The sequence below is a fragment of the Flavobacterium sp. B330r genome (assembly GCF_056824325.1).
Window position 1 is genome coordinate 1353318 of record NZ_CP124860.1, and the last position, 13393, is coordinate 1366710.

A 13393-nucleotide genomic window follows, 5' to 3' on the forward strand; every position below is an offset into this window, starting at 1 on the left:
AAAGCTTCGTAAGATTTTACGAAGCTTCTTTTTTTTATGATTTTAATTGATTGTTGACTTCTTCAAACTTTTCAATTAAAGCATTTATTTTTTCCTGCTGTTTTTTAATTTGTTTCGGGCGAATGTAAAACCAATTGAACAACATCCAAAGCAAAGTGATTCCGTACGTTAAACTCGCTCCTAAAGCACTCATTCTACTAACGTATTCGTACATATACAAACAAATTCCAAGTGTTAGTGCTATAAAGTAAAAACTCATCATTTTGGTTTGCAAAAACTGTTGCTTCTTTTTTATCGAAATCAGTTTTTGAAGATATTCCTGATTGGCCTGTGTAGCATCTATGTTTTTATAATCGTCCATTAACTTATTATAGACAAATACATAAACGACCATAGCCAGAATGGTAAGCACAATTCCGATTTTAGTCGAAACAAATTGTGGCTGATAATATATCCAAATAAAAACAATAAAGACACTTGTTACCGAAAGCAAAATATTGATCATCCATAAACTGCGTAAAGCCGCTTTTTTAAATTTACTTAATCGCGCCAGCAAATCGGTTAGGTCTGGCTGACTTACGGATTGTTTTTTCCATAAATCTTTAAAATCTATATTATTATCGTTGTTCATTTTCTTTAAATTTTTGAGTCAGTTTTTCTTTTATTCTATGAATTTTCACTCTAACATTAGCTTCAGAAAGTCCGACAATTTTTGCGATTTCATTTTGTTTGATATCTTCCAATTCTAATGAAATAATAATACGATCGGTTTCGGGAAGCTCAGCAATACATTTATACAAGAATTGAATCTGAGGTTCTATAGAATGTTGTTTTTCTTCTGAAAGATGAATAGGAAGTTCTGATTTCGGAAAACGTTTTTGTTTTTCTATCTGCCTTAGACAGTTATTGGAAGCTATTCTAAAAATCCATGTTCCAATAGCCGATTCGTTTCTAAAGGTTTCCAGCTTTTGCCAAACAATTATAAAAGTTTCCTGAGTTAAATCTTGTGCCGCATCGTAATCATTGACGAAACCCATGCAAAGCCTGAAAATTCGATCCCAATACATTTTGTAGATTTGTTCAAATTCCATTCTTTCTATTTTAAAAAAGTGCTTAATTGCTCTAAGTACCAAGCTGTATCATCGTACATAATAAAATGCAATCCGTTGGTGGCGTACTGAAAATTGGCCGTTTTCAAATTTTTATACTGATCTTCTATAGCTGGTTTTAAATTTATAAAATAAGATTCTAATAAAATTAAAGCGGGGCATTTAATCTGTGCAATTCTTTCTCGTAAATCAATATTATAAAAGTCACAATACATTTGCCCAAAAGTTGTTCTATCTGATTTTACACTCCAATCTACAACCATATCTAGTTTAGACACATCAGCCAAAAGTCTTGGCATGGTCTTTTTTTGCATATCATAAAACTGATCATTGGTCATTCCTGTCATCTGATTTACAGTTGAAGAACAATCGTTATTCATTTTTGATTTAAAAGCAGGATCACTTAACACCGCCAAACAAGGAAGCGCATCTACTACCACGATTTTACTGATCAAATCTGGATAATCTGCTGCAATGGCAAGCGCTAACCCTCCACCCATACTGTGGCCAATTAAGATTGGTTTTTCAATATTATTTTCTTTGATATAATTTGCAATTCCGTTTTTCCAGTTTTCGAACGAAGCATTCGGCTGTGGTTTTCTTCCCGCAAAACCAGCCATTGTAAGGGTATAACAGGTAAATTGATTTTCGAATGTAACTCTGGTTTCATTCCAAACATCTCCAGAAGATGCAAAACCAGGAATAAATATAATAGACTGATCTCCATTTCCTGTTTTTAAAACTTCAAACGGAAATTGTTTCGTTTGCGCAAAAACATTTAAACATAATGCTGAGAATAAGAATGCGATAATTAAGATGATATACTTTTTCATTTTTAATAGTTTTAAGTTGTTAATTAAATCGGATCCATGCTTTTGATACGACAACTATTAAAATGTTACAAAAGTTTTATTTTTTTTTTATAAAAAATTTCAAATCCCAACATTGGTGTGGGTTTTTAACCGCAAAGGGCACAAAGGCTTACGCAAAGAACGCGAGTTTTCTTTTGCTCACAAAGATGCGAAGTCGCGAAGTTTTTTTCCCAATCTTGTCATTTCGACGAAGGAGAAATCTTCGCGAGAAGCTCCACATTCAAAATCGCCAATCTTTGTAGAGTTTCGGGTGTGATCCTTTGTTCCTAAGGATGACAAACTGTGTGCATTGTCAGTCTGAGCGAAGTCGAAGACCACGCAAGAAGCTCCGCAAACTGAATCGCCAATCTTTGTCGAGTTTCGCGTGTGATCCTTCGTTCCTCAGGATGACAAACTAAGCGTTTTAAAAAAAAAAATTCGTGTAAATTAGTGCAATTCGTGGCAAAAAATTAAACACAAAAAAAATCCCAAACCCCAATCGTAAAATTGGAATTTGGAATTTTTTATATTAAAATTTTAAAATAATTACCCTACAAGGTTGATAATTTTTCCAGGAACAATAATCACTTTGTTTGGCGTTTTTCCATCTAAGTGTTTTTGAGTTCTTTCGTCTTTCATTACGATTTCTTCGATTTGTTCTTTGGTTAAATCCAAAGGCAATTCGATTGTGAAACGCATTTTCCCGTTGAAAGAAACTGGATATTCTTTATTAGTCTCCACTAAATGTTTTGCATCAAAAGCAGGGAAAGCAACTTCTGAAATTGAAGTTGTATGTCCTAACTGTGCCCATAATTCTTCAGCAATGTGAGGTGCATAAGGCGAAACTAAAATAGCCAATGGCTCTAAGATTGCTCTTGAATGACAGTTTTGAGAAGACAATTCGTTTACACAAATCATAAACTGAGAAACCGAAGTATTGAAAGAGAAATTCTCAATGTCTTCTGCTACTTTTTTGATTGTTTTATGCAATGATTTTAAGTTGTCTTTTGTTGGTTCGTCGTTGTTTACGATTAAACCGTTATCATCAAAATACAATCTCCATAATTTTTTCAAGAAACCAAATACTCCAGAAATACCAGCAGTATTCCAAGGTTTTGCCTGCTCTAATGGCCCTAAGAACATTTCGTATAAACGCAATGTATCAGCACCGTATTCAGCACAAATATCATCTGGCGTTACTACATTGTAGTATGATTTCGACATTTTTTCAACTTCACGACCAACAATGTATTTTCCGTTTTCATCAAAAATAAATTCTGCTGTATTGAAATCTTCTCTCCAAGCTTTGAACTTTTCGATATTTAATTCATCTGAAGAATTAACAAAATGAACATCAACGCGAATTGGCTGTACATTTTGACCTTCAATTTTATTTTTAGATACAAAAGTATTTGTTCCTTCCAATCTGTAAACATAAGCCGTTGTACCTAAAATCATTCCCTGATTAATCAGTTTTTTGAATGGCTCTTCGGTTGGAGCAAAACCTTTGTCTTTTAAGAATTTGTTCCAGAAACGAGAATACAATAAGTGACCTGTTGCGTGTTCGCTTCCGCCAATATATAAATCTACATTTTCCCAGTAAGCCAAAGCCTCTTTGCTTGCAAATTCATTTTCATTATGAGCATCCATATAACGCATCCAGTACCATGAACTTCCCGCCCAACCTGGCATAGTGTTCAATTCTAAAGGAAAAATCGAAACATTGTCAACTAAGTCTGTATTAACAACTTTATTTTGCTTTGTATCCCAAGCCCACACAGCCGCGTTTCCTAATGGTGGCAATCCGTCTTCTGTTGGTAAATATTTCTCTACTTCTGGTAAAATAATTGGCAAGTGCTGCGTATCGATCATTTTAGGTAATCCATTCACGTAATAAACTGGGAATGGTTCGCCCCAATAACGCTGACGAGAGAAAACAGCATCACGCAAACGGTAATTTGTTTTTCCTTTTCCTTGTCCGATTTCTTCTAACTTATAAATCGCTTTTGCCGTCGCATCTTTGTAGTTTAATCCATTTAAGAAATCAGAAGCTGCGATTTCAACATTGTCTTTTGATCCATATGCAGCTTCAGAAATATCAACATTAGCGAAGATATTTTTGATTTCCTGCATTCCGCTCTGACCTTTAAAGAAATTAGCGAAAGCATAATCTCTTTCGTCTCCGCAAGGAACCGCCATTACAGCACCAGTTCCGTAACCAGCTAAAACATAATCACCAATCCAAACCGGAATAGCTTCTTTTGTAAAAGGATGTTTTGCATAAGCTCCTGTAAATACTCCAGAAATGGTTTTTACATCGGCCATACGCTCACGCTCCGAACGTTTTGCTGTTTTTTCGATATAAGCTTCAACAGCTTCTTTTTGCTCTGGAGTTGTAATTTTAGCAACCAAATCATGTTCTGGTGCCAAAGTCATAAAAGTAACTCCGAAAATAGTATCAGGTCTTGTTGTAAATACTTCGATTACTTCATCGTGATTTTTCACATTAAAAGTTACCAAAGCCCCAACCGATTTCCCGATCCAGTTTCTTTGAGATTCTTTGATAGACTCACTCCAGTCAATATCATTTAAACCTTGAAGTAAGCGCTCGGCATAAGCAGAAATTCGCATACTCCATTGTGTCATTTTTTTTCTTATAACAGGAAAACCTCCACGTTCTGAAACTCCGTTTACAATTTCGTCGTTTGCCAAAACAGTTCCTAAGCCTGGACACCAGTTTACTTCGGTTTCTGCCAAATACGTCATTCTGTATTGCAACAAGATTTTTTCTTTTTGATCGTCAGAGTAAGATTTCCATTCATCAGCCGTAAAAATCGTAACATTATCGTCGCAAACTGCTTCAACCAATGCATTTCCGCTTTCTTCAAAAACAGTTACAAGCTCTGAAATATCAAAAGCCTGTCCTTGTTTTCTGCAATACCAAGAGTTGAACAATTGGATAAAAATCCATTGTGTATGTTTGTAATAATCAGGATTTGATGTACGTACTTCACGAGCCCAATCAAATGAGAATCCGATTTTGTCTAATTGTTTCCTGTAACCCGCAATTTGTTTTCCTTCTTTGTCTACTCCACCATCAATATTTACGCGCGTTGTATCTTCTGGACGTTGTCCAGTCTGAATCGCATATTGTTCTGCTGGCAATCCGAAACTATCGTATCCCATTGGGTGCAAAACATTGAAACCTTGATGTCTTTTAAAACGAGAATATACATCTGAAGCTATATAACCAAGTGGGTGCCCAACGTGAAGTCCTGCTCCAGACGGATAAGGAAACATATCGAGAACATAATGTTTCGGTTTTTCAGAGTTATTCTTTGCTGCAAAAGTTTGATTTTCTGCCCAATATTTTTGCCATTTGGCTTCAATTTCGTTTGGATTGTACTTCATTTCTAAGTGACTAAGATTCTAAGTTACTAAGGTTCTAAGCTTTTCACTAAATTAATTTAGCCGCAAATTTACATTTATTGCGCATTGTAGCAAAGCTATTTCACTGACAAACAAATAAAATAACAAAATACGTATTTTTAATTACGTAAAAATACTTATATTTACATTTTAATACTTAGAAAATATATAGCAAAGACAGAATATTTTTATCAGAAAAGAATTATTTTTGAATAGCATTTAAAAAATTAAAATGGCCGACAGTAAAAAATACAATGTTGAAGTTCGTGTTTGGATTGAGGAAGCTGAAGGCGCATTTCTTGGCATTGGCAAAATCTGGCTTCTTGAAAACATCAAGAAAACGGGATCGATTACCAATGCTGCAAAAGAAATGAAAATGGCATATCGTCAAGCTTGGCAATTGGTCGAAGAAATGAATCAGCGTGCCGAAAGTCCATTAGTTGAAAAACTTCTTGGAGGAAAAGGTGGCGGAGGTGCGCGATTAACAGAAGCTGGAGAAACAGCTATTGCTGTTTTTTATGAAGTTGAAAAACGTATTAAAGAGTTTGCTCAAAAAGAAACTCAGAATTTGAAGTTTTAAAAACAAATATTTAACCACATAGAAACATAGCTTTAGCAATCGTAAAAAGGCGTTTCACTTAATTCAAATACACATAGCAAATCTATGTTTTAGAATCTAGTTTCTTTTTTTACAATCTTTTGAGGATAAAAAAACCTATGTTTCTATGTGTTTAAAAAAATAACCAACCAAACCGACTTTTTTTTTAACCATCAGTATTCATTTTAAAACATACTGAATTTAACAGCCAAAACCCATGAACCAAAAACTGTATTTATTCTTTGTTTTTATAAGCCTGAAAAGTTTTTCTCAAGTCCAAAATTCGAAAACACAAGACAGCATTAAAAAAGAAGAACTAAATGAAATTGTCATTACAGCCTCTCGTCGTTCTGAAAAATTAATGCATTCGCCAATTAGTATCGAGCAAATAAAATCGGCGGAAGCCAAAATTATGGGATCGCCAAGTATTTACGAAGCGCTCGAAAATGTAAAAGGCGTCCAGATTATCACGCCAAGTTTAGGCTTTAAGGTTATAAATACAAGAGGTTTTGCCAATTCTACCAATGTAAGATTTGCTCAATTGGTAGACGGAATCGATAATCAGGCTCCACATTTGGGCGCTCCAATTGCAAACGCTTTGGGCGCAAATGATTTGGATATTGATAAAATCGAAATCATCCCCGGAACTGCAGCCGCTTTGTATGGAATGAATGCGATTAATGGTTTAGCCAATATTCAGACCAAAAATCCTTTTGAATATCAGGGAATCGCCATTCAACAATTAACTGGCGTAAATCATGTAGGGAATATTGATCGGTTTTCACCGAAAGTATATTCGCAGTTTAATTTAAGATTGGCTAAAGCTTTCAATGAAAAATTAGCGTTTAAAATCAATGCATCAACTACAGGCGGAACAGACTGGGTTGCAGATGACAGAACTGATTTGGCTCCAAATGCTAATGCTTCGACAGGTTTATTTGGTGCAGATAATCCAGCGTATGATGAAGTAAACGGCTACGGAAACGAATCCGCCAATCGAAAAACGTTGAATTTAAATGGCAAAAATTATGTTGTTGCCAGAACAGGTTATCGCGAAACGGATATTTCAGACTACGAAATCAAAAATTACAAAGCTGATTTCGGATTCTATTTTAGACCAAAAAAAGATCACGAACTTTCTCTGACTTACAAAACAGCTTTAATCAATACTATTTATCAGCGTTCCAACCGATTTAGATTAGACAATTATACTTTAAATCAATTTTCTGCCGATTATCATACTCCCTTTTTTCAGGTAAAAGCTTATGCAACAACCGAAAATACTGGCGATTCATACAACATGCGTTCGCTGGCAGAAAATATGGATCGCGCTTATAAATCGGATGATAGATGGTTTGCCGATTACAGCACAGCTTATAAAAATGCTTTTACAGGCGGAGCAAGCGTTGCTGACGCACACAGGATTGCCAGAACGCAATCTGATGCAGGAAGATTTTTGCCCGGAACGGAAACTTACGAACAAAAGAAAAACGAATTGATTAATATTAATAATTGGGATATTGGTGCCGCTCTGAGAGTTAAATCGACTTTGGTTCATGGCGAAGGATTGATAAATTGGGATAAAACTTTTGTTTCTTTTTTCGAAAAAATTGATGCGAAACTTTTGAGCGGTGTCGATTACAGAAATTACATTATTGTTCCCGACGGAAACTATTTTATTAATCCCGTTCATGCTGACGAAAATCTGACGTATCAAAAAACTGGTGCTTTCACGCAATTAACCAAAGATTTTTTCTCAGATAAATTAAGATTGGGTGCAACTATTAGAATGGACAAAGCGGATTATTTTGAAGCGAAATTTACGCCTCAGTTCACAGCAGTTTATTCACCAAAAGAAAGTTTAAACTTTAGAGCTTCGTATCAAAACGGGTATCGTTTTCCGAGTATTTTTGAAGGGTTTTCGAATGTAAATTCAGGCGGCGTAAAACGTGTGGGCGGACTTCGAATTATGTCTGACGGAATTTTCGAAAACTCTTATACCAAAGCTTCAATTGATAAATTTCAGGCGCAGGTAAATACAGATGTTAACACAAATGGCTTGACTCAAGTGCAGGCTATCGAAAAAAATAAAAATACGATTCAAAAAAATCCATACACCTATTTAGAACCCGAATTTGTCAAATCGTTTGAAGTTGGTTTTAGAGGAATAACTTTAAATAGAAACCTTTTTATTGATGCCGATTTCTATTATAACTCTTATAAAAATTTCATCGCACAAGTTGAAGCCAGCATTCCGAATACAACAGATCCAAACTTGATTCCGACTGCTTTATATTCAAAAAACACTCAAAATCGCTACAGACTTTGGACCAATTCTAAAAGTAAAATTTACAATTATGGCGGAAGTTTAGGTTTGAAATACCGTTTTGACAACACTTTTAGTGCACTTACCAATTTAACTTATACCAAATTGGATAGAACCGATGATAAAGATGGCTTGGAAGACGGTTTCAATACACCCGAATTTAATGTAAACGGAACTTTGATTGCCCAAAATATCTGGAAAAATCTCGGAGCGAGTGTTACTGCACGTTATCAAAATAATTTTGATTATGTTTCTTTTCTAGTCAGCGGAACCGTTCCTGCATATTGGACAATGGACGCTCAGGTAAATTATGCTTTCAAAAAAGGAATTTCGGCAAAATTGGGCGAAACAAATATTCTTAACAAACCCTACACTTCAATTCTCGGCGGATCATCAATTGGCGGATTATATTATTTGTCACTTGTTTGGGAAAGCAGTAAAATTTAAATCACAACTCTTATGAAAACACAAAATTACATTCTCGTTCTTTTTATTGCATTTTCATGCTCCATGTGCAATTCATCTAAAAAAGAAGAAAAAATTTCAACTGAAAAAACTTCTGAAACTAAAAAACATGAACATGGAACGCTTACGGCAGAAGACAGCTTTAAATTAGTCAATCGTCAAATTGACGTAAAAGGCGAGGTTGAATTTCCGCTACAATTAACAGTCGATTCTCTTAAAAAAATGAAAGTTGTTACCCTTGACAATTTTAAAATTACTGGAAAAAATGGAGAAGTAAAAAGAGTAATTAAAGCTTGTAAAGGCGTTCTTTTGAAAGATATTCTCGAAAAAGCCAAAATCAAGCAGGAAGATCATAAAGACCGAAACTTCTATATCGTAGCAAGAGCTTCAGATGATTACAAAGCTACTTTTTCATGGGCAGAACTTTTCAATAATCCGACGGGAGAAAATGCTTATATCCTTTTTGAAGAAAATGGAAAACCAGTTAAAAACGGAGAGATAATTGCGATTTGCAGCAATGATTTCAGAACTGGACCACGCCACGTATATTGGTTAAAAAGCATTGAAGTTTATAAGGTTAAGTAAAGGCTCTGAGATTCTGAGTTACTAAGATTTTTAACCGCAAAGCACGCTAAGTTTTTAACCAAAAGATATATTTACAAACGCAAAGTTCGCAAGGCTTCATCAATACAAAGCTTTGCGAACTTTGCGTTGTTATAAAGTCAAATATTAAAAAATCTTAGCGTGCTTTGCGGTTAAACACAAATTTATTCAAGATTTAAATTGTACTTTTAAGTATAAAAGTTTGTTATTAACTTTAAATAAAGAAATTCTTTATTATTTTTACCACATAATTTAAGCAAACTATGAGTTCTAACTTTGATAAATTTCAAAAACGCAGGTTAATTTCCTCTTATTTTTCGGTAGTATTAAGTGTATTCTTGGTTTTATTCCTTTTGGGAGTACTAGGATTATTCATTATTAATTCTAAACAGCTGGCGGACGATTTTAAAGAAAAAATCGCTATGACGGTTTTCTTTAAAAACGAAGCAAACGACAGTGTTATCAAAGCATTTAATACAGAACTTAAAAGAGCTCCTTTTGCGAGATCTTTTGTTTATGTAACCAAAGAAAAAGCGGCAAAAGACCATACTGACATCATTGGAGAAGACTTTTTAACCTTTTTGGGAGAAAATCCATTATTGAATTCATACGATATTCACTTAAAAGCAGATTACGTAGAAAGAGACAGCATCGTTAAGATCGAAAGTAACTTCCGCAAAAATACTATGATTTCAGATATTGTTTACGACAAACAATTGGTAAATCTGGTAAATGACAACATCAGAAAAGTAAGTATGTGGATTTTGATTATCAGCGGTTTCTTGACTGTAATTGCTGTTTTATTAATCAACAGTTCGCTACGTTTATCTATACATTCAAATCGTTTTATTATCAAAACCATGCAAATGGTTGGAGCGACAAAAGCGTTTATCCGTAAACCTTTTGTAATGCGAAGTGTAAAACTTGGAATGCTGGGCGCAGGTTTGGCCATTATTGCTTTAATAGCATTGTTGCTTTACGTAGATACTAATTTCCCTGGTTTAGGAATTCTAGAAGACAAAGCTTTAACTGGTTTAGTCTTGGTTGCCGTTTTCGGATTAGGAGTTTTAATTACTTGGGTTAGCACGCATTTTGCAACACAACGTTTCTTGAATTTAAGAACCGACGATCTTTATTAATTTTGGATTGCAGATTTTAGATTGCAGATTTTAGATTTAAAAAAAATGCCTTCGACTTCGCTCAGGCTGACAAACATATAAAAATGAAAAACAACAATAATAAAGAAGAACAACAAGTTCAAAAACAAGAATTCCTTTTTGACAGCATCAATTATAAAATTTTATTGATTGGTATTGCTGTAATTGCGCTAGGATTTATTTTAATGTCTGGCGGAGGAAGTAAAGATCCAAATGTTTTTAACGAAGATATTTTTAACTTTAGACGTATTCGTTTAGCACCGACAACTGTTTTAATCGGTTTCGGAATCACGATTTATTCTATATTCAAAAAATCTAAATAATAAAGATTTATAGATTTCCAATTGGAACGCACCTCGACTTCGCTCAGGGTGACAATCTGAAATCTAAAATCTGAAATCTAAAATTTTAAATGAATACACTACAAGCTATTGTTCTTGCTATTATTGAAGGAATTACAGAGTTTTTGCCTGTTTCTTCTACAGGTCACATGATTATTGCCTCTTCTTTTTTTGGAATCGCTCATGACGATTTCACTAAACTTTTTACTATTGTAATTCAGCTTGGCGCAATACTTTCCGTTGTTATTTTATACTTCAAACGTTTCTTTCAAACTTTTGATTTTTACTTTAAACTTCTTGTTGCTTTTATTCCAGCAGTTGTTTTAGGATTATTATTAAGCGATTTTATTGATGGCTTATTAGAAAATCCGGTAACTGTCGCAATTTCACTTTTAATCGGTGGAATTATTTTATTGAAAGTTGACGAATGGTTTAACAATCCAAATACAGCTGAAACCTCTCAAGAAATCAGTTATTTACAAGCTTTCAAAATCGGATTGTTTCAATGTATTGCTATGATTCCTGGAGTTTCTCGAAGCGGAGCTAGTATCGTTGGGGGAATGTCTCAAAAATTATCAAGAACGACAGCTGCAGAATTTTCATTTTTCTTAGCCGTTCCTACTATGTTGGGAGCAACAGCCAAAAAATGCTACGATTATTACAAAGCTGGTTTTGAATTATCTCACGACCAAGTAAACATGTTGGTTATTGGGAATATTGTTGCTTTTGCTGTAGCGCTTTTAGCGATTAAAACTTTCATCGGATTTTTGACTAAAAACGGATTCAAAGTTTTTGGTTACTATCGAATTATTGCCGGAATCATTTTATTATTGATTCACTTTTTTATTCATCCGCTTACGATTATATAATGACACCTGAAGAATATCTAGAAGGACAGGTTTTATTGATAGATAAACCTTTAAAATGGAGCTCATTTCAAGCTGTCAATAAATTAAAATACCTTTTAATTAATAAAGTTGGACTTCCAAAAAAGTTCAAAATTGGTCACGCAGGAACTTTAGATCCTTTAGCAACTGGACTTTTATTAATCTGTACAGGAAAATTCACTAAAAGAATTTCAGAACTTCAAGGTCAGGCAAAAGAATATACGGGTACGTTTTATATAGGTGCCACTACTCCATCTTATGATTTGGAAACCGAAATCGATCAGACTTTTCCAACCGATCATATCGATGAAGCTTTGATTCATGAAACGGTAAAACAATTTTTAGGCGAAATCGATCAGAAACCGCCTATTTTCTCGGCTATTAAAAAAGACGGCGTTCGTTTGTACGAACACGCTCGTGCTGGAGAATCTATCGAAATCGAAAGCAGAAAAACTACGATTCACGAATTTGAAATTACAAGAATTGCATTGCCTGAAATAGATTTTAGAGTAGTTTGCTCTAAAGGAACTTACATTCGCTCTCTGGCTTATGATTTCGGAAAAGCAATGAATTCAGGTTCACATTTAACTGTTTTACGCCGAACTAAAATTGGCGATTATGATGTGAAAAATGCTATTGATATTACATTATTTGAAGAAAGTCTTAAATAATCAAAAACAAAAAGCACATTACAATTTGAAAAGTAATGTGCCAAGCTCCTAAAAACAAGTAAAATTATCTCATACTTATCTTTGTTTAATAGTGAGGCACATTCTTCCCTCCAAATAGAAATTTAGAAAAGAAATCATAAAACCTTTCGAATAACTTTTTCATAATAGTGTATTTTAATTGTTGGACAATAAATAAAACACCAATAAAAAGAGTAAATCTGAAAGTTATAATAGAAGTGGGTTACTTTCACTAAGTTACAAAAATCTATTGAAGTCAAAAAGACTTTAAGATAATTTTATTAACTAAATCATCTGCTTATCAACACATTAATCCGATTAAAGGCGATTATATTTGATGTTTTCCATAATTTCAACCAATTCATCCTGAACTGAAATTCCTTTATCTGCTAAATACCATAACTGCAAATCGGTTTTAATTTTTTCATCAATAGCGCCAACTTCTCTTTTATGTTTGGCCATTAACTCGGTCGCTCCTTTTGGTCTTGGTCCCCAATCTGCACGTACGATTCCGGCTTCTTTACAAATAACGATTACTTTAGGAATTGCTCTTCCGCCATTGGTCAGATAATGGCTCATCAAATCGTCATTTTCATCGCGAAATGCAATTCTTAAATCGATTTTCTTATGAGAAACTAAAGCCATTTTATTTAAAATTGGAAGAATCTGGGCTGCATCTCCGCACCAACCTTCTGAAAGAACCAGCCAAATATAATGATTGTCTAAATTTTGAAGTTTCTCTGCAATCGAATCTGAAATAGTAATCGTTTTGTCTAGCCTATTCATTCTGGCTTCATTCAATTTGGAATAATTGGTAAGACTTTCAGATTGTTCATTTCCTGTAGATTTTCCTTCAGTCAATAAGTCGGTTACTATTTTTCTATATTCAACATAAGAATGACTATTGAATAATGCTTTGGCTACGATGCTTTTCATAT

The 13393-nt window shown here is 34.1% G+C and carries 12 protein-coding genes; 7 read left to right on the top strand and 5 right to left on the bottom strand.

Annotated elements, in window-relative coordinates:
- Positions 1 to 34: 34 nt before the first annotated feature.
- From QLQ95_RS06240 to leuS, 4 genes are all read right to left on the bottom strand, one after another.
- Positions 35 to 631 (bottom strand): hypothetical protein, encoded by a 597-nt coding sequence (locus QLQ95_RS06240; protein WP_320494175.1) that lies wholly within the window; start codon positions 629 to 631, stop codon positions 35 to 37.
- Complete coding sequence (locus tag QLQ95_RS06245; RefSeq protein ID WP_248728467.1) at positions 618 to 1091, bottom strand: RNA polymerase sigma factor; 474 nt, start codon at positions 1089 to 1091, stop codon at positions 618 to 620. The genes QLQ95_RS06240 and QLQ95_RS06245 overlap by 14 nt, the downstream gene beginning before the upstream one ends.
- Positions 1092 to 1096: 5 nt before the next feature.
- Positions 1097 to 1942: an alpha/beta fold hydrolase gene (locus QLQ95_RS06250; RefSeq protein WP_482503074.1), complete on the bottom strand. Its 846-nt coding sequence runs from the start codon at positions 1940 to 1942 to the stop codon at positions 1097 to 1099.
- 564 nt (positions 1943 to 2506) lie between these two features.
- The gene (leuS, locus tag QLQ95_RS06255) at positions 2507 to 5371 is read right to left on the bottom strand and encodes a leucine--tRNA ligase (RefSeq protein WP_428237747.1); all 2865 of its coding nucleotides are present in this window, start codon (positions 5369 to 5371) and stop codon (positions 2507 to 2509) included.
- Positions 5372 to 5621: 250 nt separating this feature from the next.
- Between leuS and QLQ95_RS06260 the strand changes: the two genes are divergently transcribed.
- The 7 genes from QLQ95_RS06260 (at position 5622) to truB (ending at position 12437) form a co-directional block, all read left to right on the top strand.
- Entirely contained in the window at positions 5622 to 5969 is a 348-nt protein-coding gene (locus QLQ95_RS06260; RefSeq protein WP_320494179.1) for a winged helix-turn-helix domain-containing protein, read from the top strand.
- A gap of 235 nt (positions 5970 to 6204) precedes the next feature.
- Complete coding sequence (locus QLQ95_RS06265; RefSeq protein ID WP_482503076.1) at positions 6205 to 8760, top strand: TonB-dependent receptor; 2556 nt, start codon at positions 6205 to 6207, stop codon at positions 8758 to 8760.
- A 12-nt stretch (positions 8761 to 8772) separates the two neighbouring features.
- The gene (locus QLQ95_RS06270) at positions 8773 to 9363 is read left to right on the top strand and encodes a molybdopterin-binding protein (RefSeq protein ID WP_482503078.1); all 591 of its coding nucleotides are present in this window, start codon (positions 8773 to 8775) and stop codon (positions 9361 to 9363) included.
- A gap of 281 nt (positions 9364 to 9644) precedes the next feature.
- Positions 9645 to 10520: a cell division protein FtsX gene (locus QLQ95_RS06275; RefSeq protein WP_095928297.1), complete on the top strand. Its 876-nt coding sequence runs from the start codon at positions 9645 to 9647 to the stop codon at positions 10518 to 10520.
- 83 nt (positions 10521 to 10603) lie between these two features.
- On the top strand, positions 10604 to 10861 hold the full coding sequence (locus QLQ95_RS06280) for a DUF3098 domain-containing protein (protein WP_095928298.1): 258 nt from the start codon (positions 10604 to 10606) through the stop codon (positions 10859 to 10861).
- An 89-nt stretch (positions 10862 to 10950) separates the two neighbouring features.
- A complete protein-coding gene (locus QLQ95_RS06285; RefSeq protein WP_095928299.1) occupies positions 10951 to 11748 on the top strand; it encodes an undecaprenyl-diphosphate phosphatase in 798 nt (265 codons plus the stop codon).
- Positions 11748 to 12437 carry a tRNA pseudouridine(55) synthase TruB gene (truB, locus tag QLQ95_RS06290; RefSeq protein WP_428237745.1) on the top strand — a complete coding sequence of 230 codons (690 nt, stop codon included), beginning with the start codon at positions 11748 to 11750 and terminating at the stop codon, positions 12435 to 12437. The genes QLQ95_RS06285 and truB overlap by 1 nt, the downstream gene beginning before the upstream one ends.
- A 336-nt stretch (positions 12438 to 12773) precedes the next feature.
- Here truB and QLQ95_RS06295 read toward each other — a convergent pair whose 3' ends face one another.
- Entirely contained in the window at positions 12774 to 13391 is a 618-nt protein-coding gene (locus QLQ95_RS06295) for a thioredoxin family protein (RefSeq protein ID WP_320494186.1), read from the bottom strand.
- Positions 13392 to 13393 lie beyond the last annotated feature (2 nt).